Consider the following 16,657-nt stretch of genomic DNA (forward strand, 5'->3'; position numbering starts at 1 on the left):
ACGGGTGGCGAATATCTGCGCGGACCCTATATCTTTGAAGGGCAAGAACGCAATTCCAACAAAGGGCAACTTCATGACAATTTCTAAAGGCGACCGCCTCCCCTCATCCACTTTGGTCCATTTGGGCGACGCAGGTCCCGCACCTGTCGCTTTGGCGGACAAACTTGCAGGGCGCAAAGTTGTGATCTTTGCCGTTCCGGGCGCATTCACGCCGACATGCCATTCCGCGCATGTCCCCAGCTTCATGCGCACCAAAGATCAATTCACCGCTAAAGGTGTGGACGAGATTATCTGTGTGTCAGTCAATGACCCTTTCGTCATGAAAGCGTGGGGCGACGCAACAGGCGCAGCTGCGGCGGGCATCACGATGCTCTCTGATGCAGAAAGTGCGTTCACCAAAGCGATTGGCATGGATTTCGACGCGCCACCAGCGGGCCTCATCGCACGCTCCAAGCGCTATGCGATGGTGGTTGAGGACGGTGTTGTCACACACTTGAACGAAGAAAGCAGCCCAGGTGAGTGCGAGATTTCCGCAGGCGAAGGTTTGCTGGACGTTATGTAGGTCATTGGCACGCGCTCATATCGTGTGACGCGTGCCAATCACTTAGTATTGCGGAATTTTTTCACCGCGGGCGGAATACTCCGCGATTTTCTCAGCCCTCGCAACTTGGGTCTTTTGTTGCTTCGCCAAGTTCAACCATCGCAACACATTGCGACGATAGGATGGGGCCATCACGTCAAACTTTGAACGTGCATGTTTCGCTTCAAGCGCTTCTACTAGGACATCTGGCACCAAAAGCGCATCAACATCTTTCCCTGCATTCCAAAGACCTGCAGACTTTGCGAAAGCGATAGCAGCCCGGCCCGCGTCTTGCATGCGGCCCTCCTGCTCTAGCTTTACGGCTCTTTGCTTATACGTTTCGGCCCAAACAGTCTGGGCGCGCGGCGCTATTAGTTGGATCGTGCGCATTGCATCTTCATGTTTGTAACGGCGACCATCAATCCAACCATAAGCGATCAAAGCATCAAGTACGGCATCGCGGCCCACATAGGTTTCGCCAGCTGCTTTTTTCCAAGTGACCAGCAAAACGGACGCGTCTTGAGAATGATGTGTCTCGAGCCAAGCCCAGAGGGCTGCTTGCGACGTCACTTCGACCTGCTCTAAATCTGGCAGGGTCACAGACTATCCAACTTGCGCGCCAATTTCACATCCAGCGCACTTAACCCATCAACATCATGGGTCGTCAAAACCACATGCACCTTGTTGTAAACATTGAACCATTCGGGATGATGATCCCACTTCTCTGACCAGATCGCCGCACGGGTCATCCAGCCAAAGGCATCGGCGAAATTCTTGAACTTGAAGTGTTTTTCAATCGCATCGCGACCCTCCACCATGCTCCAACCAGTTGCAAACAACGGATCGAGCAAAATATCGCGTGTGTCATCAAATAGCTTTTCGCTCATTCGTGTTCCTCCACTTGGATTTTCTTGAACGGGCCATAGTCCGTGAGCACTTCAATGTTTTCTTCAATGGCTTCACGTTCTGCTACCAAATACCGCTCAATCGCTTCGGAGAACCCCTTATCCCCGACCCAATGCAGCGAATGGGTCGTTACCGGCAAATACCCGCGCGCGAGCTTATGCTCACCTTGAGCGCCTGCCTCGACACGGCTCAAACCCTGTTCAATCGCTGCATCAATCGCGCGGTAATAACAGAGTTCAAAATGCAGGCAGGGATGATCCTCAACACAGCCCCAATAGCGGCCATAAAGTACATCACGCCCTATGAAGTTCAAAGCCCCAGCAACTGGCACACCATCACGCTCTGCCAGCACAAGGATCACATCATCACGCATGCTTTCTTGCACAATATCAAAGAACTGTCGCGTCAGATAAGGCGTGCCCCATTTGCGCGCACCGGTGTCTTGATAAAATTGCCAAAAGGCATCCCAATGTTCAGGCAAAATATCATCACCCGTCAAAGCACGAATAGTCCCGCCAAATCCGTTGGCTTGCTCGCGTTCTTTGCGGATGTTCTTGCGCTTGCGCGACGCGAGCGAAGCAAGGAAAGCGTCAAAGCTCTCATACCTATCATTCATCCAATGAAACTGCTGACTGGCGCGTGCCATCAGGCCCATCTCCACGCCCGCTTGCATTTCCTCTTCGGTGCAAAACGTCAAATGAAGCGAAGAAATCTCGTTGTTCGCCGCCAATTGCACCGCACCTTGGATCAATGCAGATTGCCCGACCTGTTCAAACTCAGGCTTAACCAACAAACGTCGCCCCGTGGCCGGAGTGAACGGAACTGCAACTTGCAATTTGGGGTAATAGCGCCCGCCAGCATTTTCATAAGCATGCGCCCAGTTGTGATCAAAAATATACTCGCCCTGCGAATGATTTTTTGCATAAAGCGGCGCGACGCCGATGAGCTCACCGTTCAGCTTTGCAGTCAAATAATGCGGTTGCCAGCCTGTGCCCGCCCCGACAGAGCCACTTTGTTCAAGAGCGCTCAAAAACCGATACGTCGTGAAAGGATCGTTGGGCGCACCACCGTCACGCGTTTCTGGGCAAGCGCACGCATCCCAATCCTCTGGCGTGATCTGCGAAAGGCTTTGGACGATTTCAATTTCGACAGGCGTGTCGCTCATGTGTTAGGCAGCTTTGCCAAATATTGCTCAAACGTGATGTTATCGGCGACAACGCGCGCGCGCATTTCCTGCGCTTCGCTTTTTACGGTCCAGCACAAAATATTTGCGCCTTTGTTCTTCAAATCTGCCACACGCGTTGCTCCTAGATCTTCCACTTCGTGAGAGATAAAGCACGCGCCGACACTGTCAAAGTCAGGGATAGCGCGAAGACGATCCCGCGTGCCCGCAGGAAGAAGCGGCCAATCCTCAGCCCTATAAGAACTGGTGACGATGCCACGTGGCGCTTGCGGCGCATGAATTGCCATTTGTTGCACAGAATGGGGATTAAACGACATCAGGCCAATCGGTCCTTCATAGCGCTCGATATCGCGTGCCACAGCTTGTTCCAAGCGACCCACGTTCGCACCCATCATGCCGTCTTGATCCTTGATTTCGATAAGTAAAGGAACCCGCCCTGCAACCAATTCCAGTACTTCTACAAGCGTTGGAATTCCTTCCTCACTCCCGCGTAAGATAACGCGCGCAAGATCAGCGCCTGAGCGTTGCTGGATCGGCCCACTGTCTTTGGCGAGACGTTTCAGATCATAGTCATGAAACACCATCGCCGCGCCATCGCTCGACAGTTGAACATCGATCTCGATACCATAACCCGCGATAATCGCGGCTTTGATCGCCGCGCGCGAATTCTCTGGCCGGCCATCTTTGACATCATGCAAAGCACGGTGCGCGAGCGGTTTACTAAGAAACGAGGGGTCTAAACGGTTCATTTAATCTGAAAGATGCCTTCAATCTCAACAGCAACACCAAAGGGCAATGATGCCGCAGACACCGCAGAGCGTGCATGACGGCCCGCATCACCCAGCGCTTCAACCATGAAATCGGACGCGCCATTGATGACTTTTGGCTGCTCGCCAAAATCGCTGGTCGAATTCACAAAACCCACCAATTTCACAACACGCACCAGACGATCCAAATCGCCACCACATGCCGCTTTCGCCTGAGCCAGCAATGAAATCGCGCAAGTCTTGGCCGCCGCAGCGCCCTCCTCTGCGGTCATCGTTTCACCAAGCTTGCCGGTGATGAACCCATTCGCGTCATTCGAAATCTGACCCGACACGTGAACCAATTCACCCACTTGCACGAAAGGTACGTAATTCGCAGCAGGGGCGGGCGCATCGGGTAGTGTCACACCAAGTTCCGCAAGCTTGCTTTCAAAAATTCCAGCCATGTCGTCTCTCCTATTTGGATTTATGTACAGGCAATCATGCACGCTCATTGCACGCAAGCCTCAAACGCGGCGCGCAGCCATACGCTCCCGCACAAGCGTGAAAATTCCTGCCGCCACGATAAGCGATGCGCCGATTACAACGTTGGTGCGCAATTGCTCTGCAAAGACCAACAAGCCAAGCGAGGACGCCCAAACGAGTTGCAAATATGCGAAAGGTTGCACTGAACTCGCCTCTGCCACTTCGTATGTCTTGATCAGCAAGAAATGCCCCCCTGCCCCTGTCAGACACAAAAGCCCCATCCAAAGCCAATCTGAGCGGCTCATGGGCTCCCAAAAGGTGAGGCCAACCACAGTCATCGCCACCGCACCTGACACACCTGTCCAGAAAAAACTCGTCGCGGCACTGTCTTTGCGGGCCACAAAGCGCGTGAGCAAACCGTAAAGCGCAAACATCAAAGCTGAGACGAGCGGAATAAGCGCATAGGGCGAAAAGACCCCTGTGCCGGGCTGTAAAATAATCAACATCCCAATAAAACCAACCCCAATCGCTACCCATCGCCGCCAACCAACTTTCTCACCGAGCACTGGACCAGACAGGGCCGCGATAAGAAGCGGATAACACGCGAAGACCGCGTGACTGTCGATCAAGCCCAGATAGACGAAACCTTGAATCGCGATGCATATTTCTGCAGCAAGAAGAACCCCGCGGAATATCTGAAGTTTGGGCTGATCCGTGCGTACTGCCTGACGCAACCCCCCTGTCGCGCGCGAAGCAACCGCAACAACAAAGGCCGCAAAAAACCAATAGCGCACCATCACAATCATCATCACATTGTATTCACGCGCGAGGTGTTGAGAAATCCCGTCTTGCATCGCAAAAACGAATGTCGTGGCAATCATCAGCGCAATGCCGAGGGGGGCGTTATTCTGCGTCATGCTTGCTTTGTCCCGATACTCATATGGCGCTTGCGTCCAAAACCTTGAACCCGCTGCACATCAAAACCCGCATCCATTAGCGCGCGCCGCACAAATCCGGCGGCGGTGTAAGTTGCGAAGGTACCATTTGATCTGGTGTGTGATCCAACGTGGTCTAGCAACGAGGCCTCCCATAGTTCTGGATTTTTTGCCGGGGAAAAACCGTCAAGAAACCAAGCATCCGCTTTGCTTTGCCACTTAGGAAGCGTTTCTCGTGCATCGCCCACAACAAGGCTGAACACGAGATCATCACAGCTCGCACCCGTCGCGCTCAACCTGCTCAGCAACTCATTCGCCAGTTCCGACACGTCTGGAAATGCGTCCAAGGCTTTGCGCATCTCTGTCACGTCTAATGGATACGCTTCAAAACTGGTAAAATGAAGCGCGCCCTCTACACCGCTTTGTCGCCAAGCCTGCCAAGTTGCGAGCAAATTAAGCCCTGTGCCAAATCCAAGTTCGGCCACATGAAATGTGTCTACAAAACGCGCTGGCAAATCATTACCGCCCAAAAACACATGTTTGGTTTCAGCAAGACCGTCTTGTAGCGAAAAATACGGATCATCAAAGCGCTGCGAAATCGGGACGCCGTCTTCGTTCCAATCGAGCTTGCCTGTCTGGTCGTTCATGCGCGTTTGCCTTAGGTGCTATTCAAACGCATTGGACACGAGGACGCGCAAATGGCAATGGCAGATATCACCGTCTATGGCGCAGGTATTTTTGGCCTAAGCATAGCGTGGAGCTGTGTTCAGCGCGGCGCGCGCGTTCAAGTGATTGATCCTTATGGCGTTGGCGCAGGGTCTAGCGGCGGTGTTGTTGGTGCCTTGGCACCGCACACGCCAGAGAATTGGAACGACAAAAAACAGTTCCAATTCGAAAGTCTGATCATGGCAGAAAACTATTGGCAAAATGTCGAAGACGCAGGCGGTAAAAGCACCGGTTATGCGCGTTCGGGCCGTTTGCAACCTATCAACGATGAGCGGACGCTAGAGTTAGCAAAAACACGTCGCGAAGGGGCCAAAGAGCTTTGGCAAGGATTAGCTCAGTTTGATATCATCGACGCCCCTGGCCCATGGTCGCCAAAAAGCGAAACAGGTCTGGTGATCTTTGATACGTTAAGCGGGCGTATGCATCCTCGTATGACATGCGATGCTCTTGTTGCTGCATTGCAAAGCAAAGGCTGCTTTGTAAACGCGCAGGGCACCGCGCAAGGCATCATCGTTGAAGCGACCGGTTGGAAAGGTTTGCTCGCGCTCGCTGAACAGATGGCGCAACCTGTGGGCAATGGCGTCAAAGGTCAGGCGGCAGTCATGCAATTTGAGACCCCGTTGGATGCACCACAGCTTTTCGCAGATGCGTTGCACATTATTCCACATGCCAATGGAACAATCGCGATTGGCTCTACCAGTGAGCGTGAATTTGACGACCCCACCAGCACCGACACACAACTGGATGATGTTGTTTCGCGCGCGAAACATGCGTTTCCAGTGCTTGCGGATGCACCCGTTATTGAGCGTTGGGCAGGTGTGCGACCGCGTGCAAAATCGCGCGCACCAATGATTGGACATCATCCTGTGCGAAAGGGCGCTTTCATTGCGAACGGCGGCTTTAAAATTGGCTTTGGCATGGCTCCGAAAATCGCAGAGGTCATGGCCGATCTGATATTGGACAACACCGACCGGATTCCAGAAGGTTTCCGGCCGGAAGCATCTATTCGTTAGCCCGCAACGCTGCGCAAAACTTTAACGGCAGCATCAAGGCTCGCTTGATATTGCTCGCTTTTCAACGCGCCATCGTCGTTAAACTCGCCAAACGCACCAGCCACCAAAACCGCAGGGGTCGCTAAGACAGTCGCGCCCAAAGGCGTCAAACAATGGCGCGTCATGAAATAAGCCGTTTCGCCACCCGTGCGCCCCGCAGCCGCGCCAATGACAAGTGTTGGTTTGCCGCGAAAGACATTTCCTTCAACGCGGCTCACCCAATCCAAAGCGTTCTTGAGCGCACCAGAAATACCCTTGTTATACTCAGGGCTGGAAATGATGACAGCGTCGGCGTCAGCGACCTGAGCCGCGAATGCTTGAACCGCGTCTGGGATGCCCTGTGCTTCGATGTCACCATCGTAGAGTGGAAAGTTAATGTCCGCGACATTCGCTTCCGCGTCACCAAAAGATGTGATCGCAACGTTGAGCAACTTTGTGTTGAACGAGCCAGAGCGAAGCGAGCCGGAAATGCCAAGTACTTTAGGGGATGCCATGAGATAGGACCTTGTATGAATGAACGTTGACCTCACAAAAACTAAAGGAGGAGAGAGTTCAATCTCTGCTCATGCAGAGTGTCTGTGCAAAAATAAAAGCCCCACCAAAAAGGCAGGACTCTCATCAATGAAGTATGAAACGTTGTGGCTTAGGTTGTCGGAAGAATGACAATCTCAACCCGACGGTTCTGGGCTTTGCCCTCTTCCGTGAGATTGCTTGCTACGGGCTGATCTTCACCGCGGCCAATGCCTTGAAGGCGGAACTGTGGAACACCCGACCTTGCAAGAACGTTGGTTACGGCATTGGCGCGCTGTACAGACAAGTTTTGGTTATACCCTGCTTCGCCTGTGCTGTCGGTGTGACCGATGATTTGAACTGTGGAGTCCGGATAAGATTGCAGGTTGTTTGCAACCGCCATCAGATCATTCTGGATACCACCTGAAAGTACGGCACTATCAGATGCAAAGGTGATGTCCTGTGGCAAGGTTACGATCAAGCGATCACCCGTATTGGTAATTGTCACGCGGTCATTGCCAAGGTTTTGCTGAAGCTCTGCGGCTTGCTTATCAAGCACATTGCCAACGACCGCACCGCCAGCGGCACCAATAAGCGCGCCTTTGATTGCGTTGGATTTACGTTCTTGCGCGCTATCGCCGGAAATCAGGCCTGCGACTGCGCCGACACCTGCACCAATGGCGGTTCCTGTCTTAGTCTTTTTGAAATCATTGTTCGCTGAACTGTCCGGCGAAACGCAGGCTGTCAAAGCGATAAGGGATGCCGCCGAAAGCGCGAGTAGGGATTTGGATCGTGTCATTGTGTGCCTCATATGCTCTCTCCGTTGATCGGAGCTAAGCGTACTATAACACCTGCGAATCAGTTTCCCAAGAATTGGTTTTGGGGAATTTCAGCGCTATTTCGCCATTTCGTTCTGTGCCGCTTCGCGCCCAGCGCTTTCAAACGCCAACATTGCACGCTTTATAGGTGTTCCCCAATGATACCCACCAAGTTCGCCTGACTTGCGCAAAGCGCGGTGGCACGGGATGAGCCAACTGACAGGGTTCTTGCCAACCGCCGTTCCCACTGCGCGTACTGCTTTGGGGCTGCCAACCGCACGGGCAATGTCAGAATATGTGGTGACATGTCCGCTAGGAACATGCAGCAAAGCCTCCCAAACCTTGATCTGAAAGGGTGCGCCAATCAGATGAAGTTTCCGCTCGCCAGCACCCCCAAAAGCAGCGCTGACCCAAGCATCCAGCCGGTCAGGGCTTTCTACAAATGTCGCGTCGGGCCAGCGGCGCGCCATATCAGCATAACTGGCATCGCTACCCGTTTCCTCCGCAAAGGCCATGCCGCACAGACCTACGTCTGTTCCCATCGCGAGGACACGCCCAAAAGGGCTGTCAAACCACCCTGTGTAGATCGTCAAGCCCGCGCCGCCTTTCGCATATGTACCCGGGCTCATGGCTTCCCACCGCAAGAAAAGATCGTGCAAACGACCACCACCTGAAAGCCCTGTATCAACTGCAGTTTCCAAGGTGGAATGATGGGCCCGCAATAGCGTTTTGGCGTGATCCAGCGCAAGAAACTGTTGATAGCGTTTCGGAGACACCCCAGCCCATTTCGAAAACAACCGTTGCAGATACGTCGGACTGAGCTGCATTTCCTGCGCAAGCGCTTCAAGGGATACTGGCGCGTCACTGGTATCCAAACGCTCAATCGCTCTGCGAACAAGTTTGTAGTGATAGCTGGCCTCTTGGCCCTGTGTAACATGTGTGTTCATCACTGAACTCTAAGGGTTCAAATCCCTCAGAGCGATCCGTTTTTTGCACAAAGGCGGCGGGTCTATTAATTTTAGACTTTGGCAAGCCTTCCCCTGCCTGTTAGCGTTCATCAACATGAGCGATTGCTATCAACCCAAAGCTTTTTTGTTTGAGGGCCTGCGCTTACGAAACCTTGAGCAAGGCTGGATACGACATGGGCATGCGCTTCTTCTCAACCAAGGACCGTCCTTTTCATTTGGGGCCTTACCCGCTTGAACGCTTAAAACGCAGTGCAATCATGCCTAATTTGAGCCGCGTGCCGCAGGCAAAGCAGCTTGATTTTCGTGATCTCGCAACACCCCATTCGCTTGTGAACGCGATGGGAGAATACCAAGCCATGATGGATGCGATCCGCGACGGCGTGGTAAACGAGACACCCGCAGCCCTGCCCGACGATGTGCAAGAACGTAGCAATCATTTGAAAGCGTTTGGCTATTTTCAGGACACATCTATGGTGGGCATTTGTGCGCTGCCGAGCACTGCGTTTCTGGACGTCCCAACACGCAATCCGGACATAGATCGCCTAGCGGATGATATTCGCAACAAGCAGACTAAGACGCTTGCCTCTGGTATTGATCAAATCATGGCTGCGCTGAAGGAATCGATCGAAGCGCCGCTAGACAAAATCACCCATCACACCCATGCAATTGTCTTGCTCGTGGAGTATCACCGCGACCCTAAAGGGCATGAACCGGGGGCCGATTGGATTGTTGGGACGCAAGCACATCGCGCAGCGCTTCGAGCGACGGAAACTGCGACTATTCTGGCTGAATACCTACATCTATTGGGCTTCTCAGCGCGTGCGCATTCACCCACCTCTGCTGATGTTGATCTCAATCAACTGGCCGTAGCAGCAGGTCTTGCAAGTGTGGAAAAATCTCGCCTTTTCGCCCCATACATTGGGGAAGGCTTCGGCCTTGCAGTAGTCACCACCGATTTGGACATGGCAATCGACGCACCGCTTGCCCCATGGTCAGACCAACCAAATGGCCCAGACTGGTGGATTGGCAAAGGCACGTCCAAGAGCGCGTTCAACCGCGACCCATATGCCAAACGCAACTATGTAGACGGGGCACATGCGTTTGAAAAACTCAAGCGTGTCGAAAACCCAACAACCTACATCGACGAAGCCCGTGTTGCACGCGTGCCTAAGCGCGCAGATATGTTTGCCCGCGCACAATTTGGCGATATGGGCAAAAAACAACAACAAGCAGCAAGCGGTGGTTGGTATGCGCGCAAAAGCCCAACGGCCTTTGCCCAACGTCGCCTTCTTGGTGCGTTTGTCCTTTTGCAAGACGGCGCAAGCGATGTGGTTGAAGAACGGCCCAGCGACCCCAAGCAAAACGCTGCAAATGTGAAAGCAGCGAGCTACTTTTTGGGCGTCGATGCTGTTGGTATCTCACGTTGCCCAGATTGGACTTGGTATAGCCATGATGCAACGGGTGCGCCGATAGAGCCGCCCCATGATCAAGCGATTTCGATGATCATCGATCAAGGCTATGAAACGATGGAGGGTGCATCTGGTGATGATTGGATCAGCGTGGCGCAGTCTATGCGCGCCTATCTGCGCTTTTCACTTTTGGGTGGCGTGATTGCCAAACAGATCCGCAAACTGGGGTACAAAGCCAAAGCCCATTCTGTGATGGACGGCGAAGTCCTGCAGCCACCCTTACTGCTGCTGTCGGGGCTTGGCGAGGTCAGCCGCATCGGAGAAGTGATCTTGAACCCGCTTCTTGGGCCACGTTTGAAATCAGGAGTGGTCACAACAGACATGCCAATGGAGCACGACAAACCCATTGATTTTGGTCTGCAGAATTTCTGTGAAAGCTGCAACAAATGCGCGCGTGAATGCCCCTCTGGTGCGATCACGGCTGGCCCAAAACTCATGTTCAACGGCTACGAAATTTGGAAATCTGACAGTCAAAAATGCACGACCTATAGAATCACCACCGAAGGCGGTGCGATGTGCGGGCGCTGCATGAAGACATGTCCGTGGAACCTTGAAGGCATCTTCAAAGAAAAGCCGTTTCGCTGGGCTGCAATGAACTTTCCAAAAGCAGCACCTGTGCTTGCCAAACTGGATGATACACTTGGCAATGGCGGTCTCAACGATCTTAAAAAGTGGTGGTGGGATTTAGAACTAAAAGAGGACGGCGGTTACAAAGAACCGGCCGCGCCTGTAAACAGACGTGGAATCGAGCCTACGCTTGATCTGAAATATGAGGATCAAACTCTTGCGGTTTATCCTGCTCATCTTGCGCCGTGGCAGTATCCTTATCCTTTCATGATGGACCGCGAAGCAGGTATCAAAGCTTACCGCGAAATGATCAGTGCATCCGAGTACCAAGCCCGACTGGCGCGGGGCGACACGGATGGTTTGGCGCATCAACGCCCTGACTTCACAGATGCCCCAGTCATTATGGCGCGCGTCAGCAAAGCTGAAGCGATGACTCCAGATGTGACCAAATATGAGTTTAGCGCTTGGGATGGCTCCCCCTTGCCAGAGTGGACAGCGGGCGGGCATCTCGACGTGGTCGTCACCCCTGACTTTTTGCGCCAATATTCGATGTCCGGCGATCCTGCGGATACCTCCAAATATCAAATCGGCGTGTTGCGAGAGGACGAGGGCCGAGGTGGTTCCAAAATGATGCACCGTATCTTTAACGAAGGGCGCCGTGTTTTCATTTCTAAACCCATCAACCATTTTGATCTGGTTGAGGACGCCAGCAAAACATACTTGATGGGGGGCGGAATTGGTATCACGCCAATGATCGCTTTCGCGCATCGACTACATGCTTTGGGTAAACCGTTTGAGCTTCATTATTCCGCAAGCACAATGGCTGGTGCGGGCTATGTGAGCGACTTAAAGGCGATGCCTTGGGCGAAACACGTCACATTTCACTTTTCAGATCAAGGCAAGCGCGCAGATTTAGACAACTTGCTTACAGGCTACAAAGAGGGATGGCACGTCTACACATGCGGACCCGATCGCTACATGGAAGGTGTTATTCAAGCGGCTGCGAGACAGGGTTTCCCGGAAGACGCGCGGCATTTGGAGTATTTCTCCGTGCCCGAACAGCCCGATTATGTGAACCATCCCTTCACTGTGACACTCGCAAAATCAGGCAAAGAGCTGTCTGTGAGTGCTGAACAAGATCTGTCTGATGTACTGATCGAAAATGGCATTTCTGTTGATGTAAAATGCTCTGATGGCATCTGTGGCGTCTGCAAATGCGGGCTTGTTAAAGGAGAGGTCGAGCACCGTGATTTTGTGCTATCCAACAAACAACGCGAGAGCGAAATCATCACTTGCCAATCACGCGCAGCGACAGATGGCGGGCATATCGTGATCGATCTGTAGCGCTGCCGGTTATGTGCCGCCCGAACTAGCGACCCGCTCTTGCCGCGCAGTACCTTATCAGGCTACCCCATCAACATGACAAAGCCTGCAAAGCAATTACCCTATCACACCATCCGCGAGATTTTCACGCGGTTTGAAGCGTCTGAGCCTGAACCCAAAGGCGAATTGGATCACACCAACGCCTATACTTTGGTCGTCGCCGTCGCGCTTTCTGCACAATCAACCGATGTGGGTGTGAACAAAGCCACCAAAGTCCTGTTCAAGATCGCGGATACACCCCAAAAAATGCTTGATCTCGGGCTGGACGGCGTCATTGAGCATATCAAGACAATCGGCCTCTATCGCAACAAAGCTAAAAACGTCATTAAACTGAGCCAGATTTTGGTCGATGAGTATGATGGCGTTGTGCCGAACTCGCGCGCGGCACTCGTATCATTGCCTGGCGTCGGACGCAAAACAGCGAACGTTGTTCTGAATATGTGGTGGAGATATCCCAGCCAAGCCGTTGATACACACATCTTTCGCATCGGCAATCGCACGGGCATATGCCCTGGCAAAGACGTGGATGCCGTGGAAAGGGCTATCGAGGATCATATTCCTGTCGATTTTCAACAGCATGCGCATCACTGGTTAATTCTGCATGGGCGTTATATCTGCAAAGCGCGCAAACCTGTTTGCGGAAATTGCATCATAAAAGACCTGTGCCCCTTTGAGGAAAAGAGCGAATGAAGAACTATAAAGTCGTCGGTATCGGCAATGCAGTCGTAGACGTGATCACACAAAGCGATGACAGCTTTCTGGCCAATATGGGCATCGAGAAAGGCATCATGCAGCTGATCGAGAAAGATCGCGCGGAGGTGCTTTATGGGTCTATGTCCGATCGCACGCAGGCGGCGGGTGGCTCGGTTGCGAACTCTATTGCGGGCATCGGTTCGCTCGGGTTGCGCACGGCGTTTGTCGGGCGTGTGAGCGATGATGCGTTGGGCAAGTTTTATGCCAAAGCGATGACGGATGAAGGCACTGTATTTGTGAACGATCCTGTGGCGGGCGGTGAATTGCCAACTTCGCGCTCGATGATTTTCGTCTCTCCGGATGGGGAGCGTTCGATGAACACATATCTTGGTATTTCTGCTGAACTTGGTCCCGAGGATGTGTCCGCCGATGTGGGTGCGGATGCAGAGATTGTGTTCCTAGAGGGCTATTTGTTCGACAAGGACAAAGGCAAAGAAGCGTTTGTAAAACTCGCGCGTGCGTGCCGTTCGGCTGGCGGTAAAGCAGGCATCGCGATATCTGATCCGTTCTGTGTTGAGCGTCACCGCGCGGACTTTCTCAACTTGATTGAGAATGAGCTCGATTACGTGATCGGGAACGAAGAAGAAGTGAAATCGCTGTTTGAGACGGATGATCTAGACGAAGCGATTATGAAGCTGAGCGCGATTTGCCCGCTGGCGGTCTGCACGCGCTCTGGCGATGGGGTTTCGATCATGTCAGGCGGCGCGCGTATTGATGTGCCTGTGAAAAAGGTTGTTCCAGTCGATGCCACAGGCGCTGGCGATCAGTTTGCTGCGGGTTTTCTTTATGGGCTTGCCACAGAGCGTGACTTGGAAACATGTGGCAAGATGGGCTGCATCTGCGCAGGCGAAGTCATTGGTCACGTGGGTCCACGTCCTAAAGCAAACATCGCGGCTATGTTCCGCGATGCGGGACTGCTGGCGTAAATTTTTTGCAAAAAATTCACCAAAGCCTTTTCAAAAGGCTTTGGCTCCTCAGCCAACGTTACTCGCCTAGTTTGGCATGCACCTCATCAAGGTCGATTTCAGCGATAGGCATCTTGTTACTTGGATCGTTGAAATCATATTTGAACAGATCGAAATCACGTTTGTAGATTTCGTAGACCAAGTGCATCGACAGATCGTCAAAATAATCCTCAACAGGGTGCGCGCGCTTAGGGCCGTGCCCTTCGGATTCATTGAAACGAGGGATCTTGCTAAGATCAACTTTGTTAGGCGTTTCAATCTGATCAAGCACTTGCTGCATGCCGTCATTGAAGCTTTCAGTCCAAAAGATCTTGTCGTAACGCCCACCATTTACAATGAACGTGGACACATGACCTGACATGGCAGACCAATGGATGTCTGGATCCATGGGCCGGCGCCAACGGATGGTATCTCGCGCGAATAAAAGGAAACGTCGGAAACTGGCGATCTGATCAAATTCTTGTTTGCCATCTTCACCACCCACTTCGATCCCGTACTTCTGGACCAGTGTCGGCACCAGCTTGCCGCGATAGCGATTACCGTTGCGCTGAATGCCGCAGATTTTGTCGAAGAATGACGACAAGATGCGCGTGTAAGGGTTTCGTACACATGTAAATGAATAAGACTGATGGGCCTGCACATTGCTTGAGATCAAAGGTTGGCTTTCGTCCAATGCCCATTTGTGCATGCCACCCTTGGCATCATGGATATCGCCCTCGAAAAACGCACCATGGTCTGAATAATACATGATCTGGCCAATGGTCGAGCAAGCGCACTTCGGAACAACCCGATACACGACACTTTCGCTTTCAGTCATCCACGTGCCGGGAAAACCCATAATTCTTGCCTCCGGCTACAACATGCAGCCAATAAGTTACCATATCTTCATCTAGCTTATGTAAAACAGAAAAAAGCTTGTTTATTCAAGGGACATTCCTCGCTATCACTGTAGACAAATTTCAAACAGTCCTACGAATTTAAGGTGTACGGTTTCTAAAATGGCAAAAATCGCCTACATCCTTTTATGCCACAAAGATCCGGAAGCGATCATCGAACAGGCTGAGCGCTTGACCGCCGTGGGCGACTATATGGCCATCCATTTCGATGCGAGCGCCAACCCCAAACATTTTGCCGCGATCAAAGCAGCCTTACAAGACAATCCCAATGTCGCGTTTTCACGCAAGCGGATCAAATGTGGCTGGGGTGCCTGGTCGCTGGTCCAGGCGACACTTTATGCAGTCGAGGCGGCTGTTGATACGTTTCCGCGCGCCACACATTTCTACATGCTCTCCGGCGATTGCATGGCGATCAAATCCGCAGAATATACGCATGCCTTTCTCGATGCTGAGGATGTCGATTATATCGAGAGCTTTGATTACTTCGAAAGCGACTGGATCAAGACAGGCATGAAAGAAGAGCGGTTGATCTACCGTCATTTTTTCAACGAACGCACACAGAAGCGGCGTTTCTATGCATCGTATAACTTTCAAAAGAAATTCGGGCTAACCCGCGAAATTCCAAAAGATCTGCAAATACAGATCGGCTCACAATGGTGGTGTTTGCGCAGGCGCACGATTGAGTGGATCCTGGAGTTTACACGCCAGCGCAAAGACGTGATGCGCTTTTTCAAAACCACATGGATCCCAGATGAAACGTTCTTTCAAACTTTGGTGCGTCATCTGGTGCCTGAAAATGAAATTCAAATGCGCACGCTGACATTCTTGATGTTCTCTGACTACGGCATGCCCGTGACATTTTATAACGATCATTATGAGCTTCTGCTCAGTCAGGATTTCCTTTTCGCGCGTAAGATCAGCCCGGAAGCGACCAGTCTAAAAGAACGTCTTGGCGCGCTTTATGCGGCAGAAGATCAAGTTTTTCAAATTTCTAATGAGGGGGCCAGCCTTTTCAAGTTTTTGACTGAGCGCGGTCGGATCGGACGTCGCTTTGCCAGCCGTTTTTGGGAAACCGAAGCCACCATCGGCCGCGACCGCGAACTGATGATTGTGGTTTGCAAGAAATGGCACGTGGCGAAGCGCTTGGTCGAAAGCATCAGCCACGGCACTAATATTCCTGTGGTGGAGTATATCTTCAACGAGGAGAGTGCGCCGCTGCCTGATTTAGGTGGCATCCAACGCACTTTGTCTAAGCGTCACCGCCACCGACGCGCGTTGACACGGATGCTGTTTGAATATTTCGAAACAAACAGACTGATTATCTGCATGGACCCAGGTAACTTCTATCTCTTGGAAGATTTTGGGTCAGACCGCTCAGGCACGCGTATTCTCGAGGTAGAGTGCGACTATACCGATGAATTCTTAATCGGTCACGCCAAACGCATCGGACTTGCGGGGGAGCAAACGTCAGAAGAAACTTTACAGCGCCTGTTACCGACTATTCGCAATGAAATTGCCTTTGAAAAGGATCGCATGCACGAAGCCAACTTCGACTCGCTCTATACAATTAAGGAGAGCGACTCAGCGCAGGAAAACGCAGCACCTTTAGCCGAATTTCTTGGGGTGAGTCCTGAGAAAGCACAGCAGATCGCAGATACACCTTATCTGTTTTCAGACTGATCTTTTGCGCAGGAAACGGGTCGCTTCAATGGTCTGA

The 16,657-nt window shown here is 52.3% G+C and carries 17 protein-coding genes; 6 read left to right on the forward strand and 11 right to left on the reverse strand.

Annotated elements, in window-relative coordinates; translation table 11 throughout:
• The first annotated feature begins 73 nt into the window (after positions 1-73).
• The gene (locus ACTG3Z_RS03870) at positions 74-562 is read left to right on the forward strand and encodes a peroxiredoxin (protein WP_375265398.1); all 489 of its coding nucleotides are present in this window, start codon (positions 74-76) and stop codon (positions 560-562) included.
• Positions 563-604: 42 nt separating this feature from the next.
• Here ACTG3Z_RS03870 and ACTG3Z_RS03875 read toward each other — a convergent pair whose 3' ends face one another.
• The 7 genes from ACTG3Z_RS03875 to mnmD are packed head-to-tail and all read right to left on the reverse strand — an operon-like array spanning position 605 to position 5,480.
• Positions 605-1,180, reverse strand: a complete 576-nt coding sequence (locus ACTG3Z_RS03875; protein WP_439141353.1) for a YdeI/OmpD-associated family protein — start codon at positions 1,178-1,180, stop codon at positions 605-607.
• Complete coding sequence (locus ACTG3Z_RS03880) at positions 1,177-1,467, reverse strand: 4a-hydroxytetrahydrobiopterin dehydratase (protein ID WP_439141355.1); 291 nt, start codon at positions 1,465-1,467, stop codon at positions 1,177-1,179. The genes ACTG3Z_RS03875 and ACTG3Z_RS03880 overlap by 4 nt, the downstream gene beginning before the upstream one ends.
• Positions 1,464-2,651 (reverse strand): GNAT family N-acetyltransferase, encoded by a 1,188-nt coding sequence (locus tag ACTG3Z_RS03885; RefSeq protein WP_439141356.1) that lies wholly within the window; start codon positions 2,649-2,651, stop codon positions 1,464-1,466. The genes ACTG3Z_RS03880 and ACTG3Z_RS03885 overlap by 4 nt, the downstream gene beginning before the upstream one ends.
• Positions 2,648-3,418 (reverse strand): glycerophosphodiester phosphodiesterase family protein, encoded by a 771-nt coding sequence (locus ACTG3Z_RS03890; RefSeq protein WP_439141357.1) that lies wholly within the window; start codon positions 3,416-3,418, stop codon positions 2,648-2,650. Before ACTG3Z_RS03890 ends, ACTG3Z_RS03885 begins: the two co-directional genes overlap by 4 nt.
• Positions 3,415-3,879 (reverse strand): RidA family protein, encoded by a 465-nt coding sequence (locus ACTG3Z_RS03895; protein WP_439141359.1) that lies wholly within the window; start codon positions 3,877-3,879, stop codon positions 3,415-3,417. The genes ACTG3Z_RS03890 and ACTG3Z_RS03895 overlap by 4 nt, the downstream gene beginning before the upstream one ends.
• A gap of 60 nt (positions 3,880-3,939) precedes the next feature.
• Positions 3,940-4,815, reverse strand: a complete 876-nt coding sequence (locus ACTG3Z_RS03900) for a DMT family transporter (RefSeq protein ID WP_439141360.1) — start codon at positions 4,813-4,815, stop codon at positions 3,940-3,942.
• The gene (mnmD, locus tag ACTG3Z_RS03905) at positions 4,812-5,480 is read right to left on the reverse strand and encodes a tRNA (5-methylaminomethyl-2-thiouridine)(34)-methyltransferase MnmD (RefSeq protein ID WP_439141362.1); all 669 of its coding nucleotides are present in this window, start codon (positions 5,478-5,480) and stop codon (positions 4,812-4,814) included. Before mnmD ends, ACTG3Z_RS03900 begins: the two co-directional genes overlap by 4 nt.
• Before the next feature lie 51 nt (positions 5,481-5,531).
• On the opposite strand from mnmD, the gene ACTG3Z_RS03910 reads away from it, so the two are divergent.
• A complete protein-coding gene (locus tag ACTG3Z_RS03910; RefSeq protein ID WP_439141364.1) occupies positions 5,532-6,572 on the forward strand; it encodes an NAD(P)/FAD-dependent oxidoreductase in 1,041 nt (346 codons plus the stop codon).
• On the opposite strand, the gene ACTG3Z_RS03915 is transcribed toward ACTG3Z_RS03910, so the two are convergent.
• The 3 genes from ACTG3Z_RS03915 to ACTG3Z_RS03925 form a co-directional block, all read right to left on the reverse strand.
• Positions 6,569-7,105 carry an NADPH-dependent FMN reductase gene (locus tag ACTG3Z_RS03915; RefSeq protein WP_439141365.1) on the reverse strand — a complete coding sequence of 179 codons (537 nt, stop codon included), beginning with the start codon at positions 7,103-7,105 and terminating at the stop codon, positions 6,569-6,571. The genes ACTG3Z_RS03910 and ACTG3Z_RS03915 overlap by 4 nt on opposite strands.
• Positions 7,106-7,254: 149 nt before the next feature.
• Positions 7,255-7,920 (reverse strand): OmpA family protein, encoded by a 666-nt coding sequence (locus tag ACTG3Z_RS03920; RefSeq protein WP_439141366.1) that lies wholly within the window; start codon positions 7,918-7,920, stop codon positions 7,255-7,257.
• 96 nt (positions 7,921-8,016) lie between these two features.
• Complete coding sequence (locus ACTG3Z_RS03925) at positions 8,017-8,886, reverse strand: methylated-DNA--[protein]-cysteine S-methyltransferase (protein WP_439141367.1); 870 nt, start codon at positions 8,884-8,886, stop codon at positions 8,017-8,019.
• A 194-nt stretch (positions 8,887-9,080) separates the two neighbouring features.
• Between ACTG3Z_RS03925 and ACTG3Z_RS03930 the strand changes: the two genes are divergently transcribed.
• From ACTG3Z_RS03930 to ACTG3Z_RS03940, 3 genes are all read left to right on the forward strand, one after another.
• Complete coding sequence (locus ACTG3Z_RS03930) at positions 9,081-12,287, forward strand: reductive dehalogenase (RefSeq protein ID WP_439141368.1); 3,207 nt, start codon at positions 9,081-9,083, stop codon at positions 12,285-12,287.
• 75 nt (positions 12,288-12,362) lie between these two features.
• Positions 12,363-13,016, forward strand: a complete 654-nt coding sequence (nth, locus tag ACTG3Z_RS03935) for an endonuclease III (RefSeq protein WP_439141369.1) — start codon at positions 12,363-12,365, stop codon at positions 13,014-13,016.
• Entirely contained in the window at positions 13,013-14,005 is a 993-nt protein-coding gene (locus tag ACTG3Z_RS03940) for an adenosine kinase (protein ID WP_439141371.1), read from the forward strand. Before nth ends, ACTG3Z_RS03940 begins: the two co-directional genes overlap by 4 nt.
• 58 nt (positions 14,006-14,063) lie before the next feature.
• Here the strand turns inward: ACTG3Z_RS03940 and ACTG3Z_RS03945 are convergent, their stop codons facing one another.
• On the reverse strand, positions 14,064-14,882 hold the full coding sequence (locus ACTG3Z_RS03945) for a sulfotransferase family protein (RefSeq protein WP_439141372.1): 819 nt from the start codon (positions 14,880-14,882) through the stop codon (positions 14,064-14,066).
• Positions 14,883-15,042: 160 nt separating this feature from the next.
• Here ACTG3Z_RS03945 and ACTG3Z_RS03950 point away from each other — a divergent pair, with 160 nt between their 5' ends.
• The gene (locus ACTG3Z_RS03950) at positions 15,043-16,620 is read left to right on the forward strand and encodes a DUF5928 domain-containing protein (protein WP_439141374.1); all 1,578 of its coding nucleotides are present in this window, start codon (positions 15,043-15,045) and stop codon (positions 16,618-16,620) included.
• Positions 16,621-16,657 lie beyond the last annotated feature (37 nt).

The organism is Planktotalea sp. (genome assembly GCF_965659345.1).
Classification (GTDB): Bacteria; Pseudomonadota; Alphaproteobacteria; order Rhodobacterales; family Rhodobacteraceae; genus Planktotalea.

What these genes read in the sequence shown, in the direction of transcription:
- ACTG3Z_RS03945 (WP_439141372.1), bottom strand. Translation starts at nt 14,882, where the DNA reads ATGGGTTTTCCCGGCACGTGGATGACTGAAAGCGAAAGTGTCGTGTAT.
- ACTG3Z_RS03870 (WP_375265398.1), top strand. Translation starts at nt 74, where the DNA reads ATGACAATTTCTAAAGGCGACCGCCTCCCCTCATCCACTTTGGTCCAT.
- ACTG3Z_RS03890 (WP_439141357.1), bottom strand. Translation starts at nt 3,418, where the DNA reads ATGAACCGTTTAGACCCCTCGTTTCTTAGTAAACCGCTCGCGCACCGT.
- ACTG3Z_RS03925 (WP_439141367.1), bottom strand. Translation starts at nt 8,886, where the DNA reads ATGAACACACATGTTACACAGGGCCAAGAGGCCAGCTATCACTACAAA.
- ACTG3Z_RS03950 (WP_439141374.1), top strand. Translation starts at nt 15,043, where the DNA reads ATGGCAAAAATCGCCTACATCCTTTTATGCCACAAAGATCCGGAAGCG.
- ACTG3Z_RS03910 (WP_439141364.1), top strand. Translation starts at nt 5,532, where the DNA reads ATGGCAATGGCAGATATCACCGTCTATGGCGCAGGTATTTTTGGCCTA.
- ACTG3Z_RS03895 (WP_439141359.1), bottom strand. Translation starts at nt 3,879, where the DNA reads ATGGCTGGAATTTTTGAAAGCAAGCTTGCGGAACTTGGTGTGACACTA.
- ACTG3Z_RS03930 (WP_439141368.1), top strand. Translation starts at nt 9,081, where the DNA reads ATGGGCATGCGCTTCTTCTCAACCAAGGACCGTCCTTTTCATTTGGGG.
- ACTG3Z_RS03940 (WP_439141371.1), top strand. Translation starts at nt 13,013, where the DNA reads ATGAAGAACTATAAAGTCGTCGGTATCGGCAATGCAGTCGTAGACGTG.
- ACTG3Z_RS03885 (WP_439141356.1), bottom strand. Translation starts at nt 2,651, where the DNA reads ATGAGCGACACGCCTGTCGAAATTGAAATCGTCCAAAGCCTTTCGCAG.
- ACTG3Z_RS03900 (WP_439141360.1), bottom strand. Translation starts at nt 4,815, where the DNA reads ATGACGCAGAATAACGCCCCCCTCGGCATTGCGCTGATGATTGCCACG.
- ACTG3Z_RS03915 (WP_439141365.1), bottom strand. Translation starts at nt 7,105, where the DNA reads ATGGCATCCCCTAAAGTACTTGGCATTTCCGGCTCGCTTCGCTCTGGC.
- ACTG3Z_RS03920 (WP_439141366.1), bottom strand. Translation starts at nt 7,920, where the DNA reads ATGACACGATCCAAATCCCTACTCGCGCTTTCGGCGGCATCCCTTATC.
- nth (WP_439141369.1), top strand. Translation starts at nt 12,363, where the DNA reads ATGACAAAGCCTGCAAAGCAATTACCCTATCACACCATCCGCGAGATT.
- mnmD (WP_439141362.1), bottom strand. Translation starts at nt 5,480, where the DNA reads ATGAACGACCAGACAGGCAAGCTCGATTGGAACGAAGACGGCGTCCCG.
- ACTG3Z_RS03880 (WP_439141355.1), bottom strand. Translation starts at nt 1,467, where the DNA reads ATGAGCGAAAAGCTATTTGATGACACACGCGATATTTTGCTCGATCCG.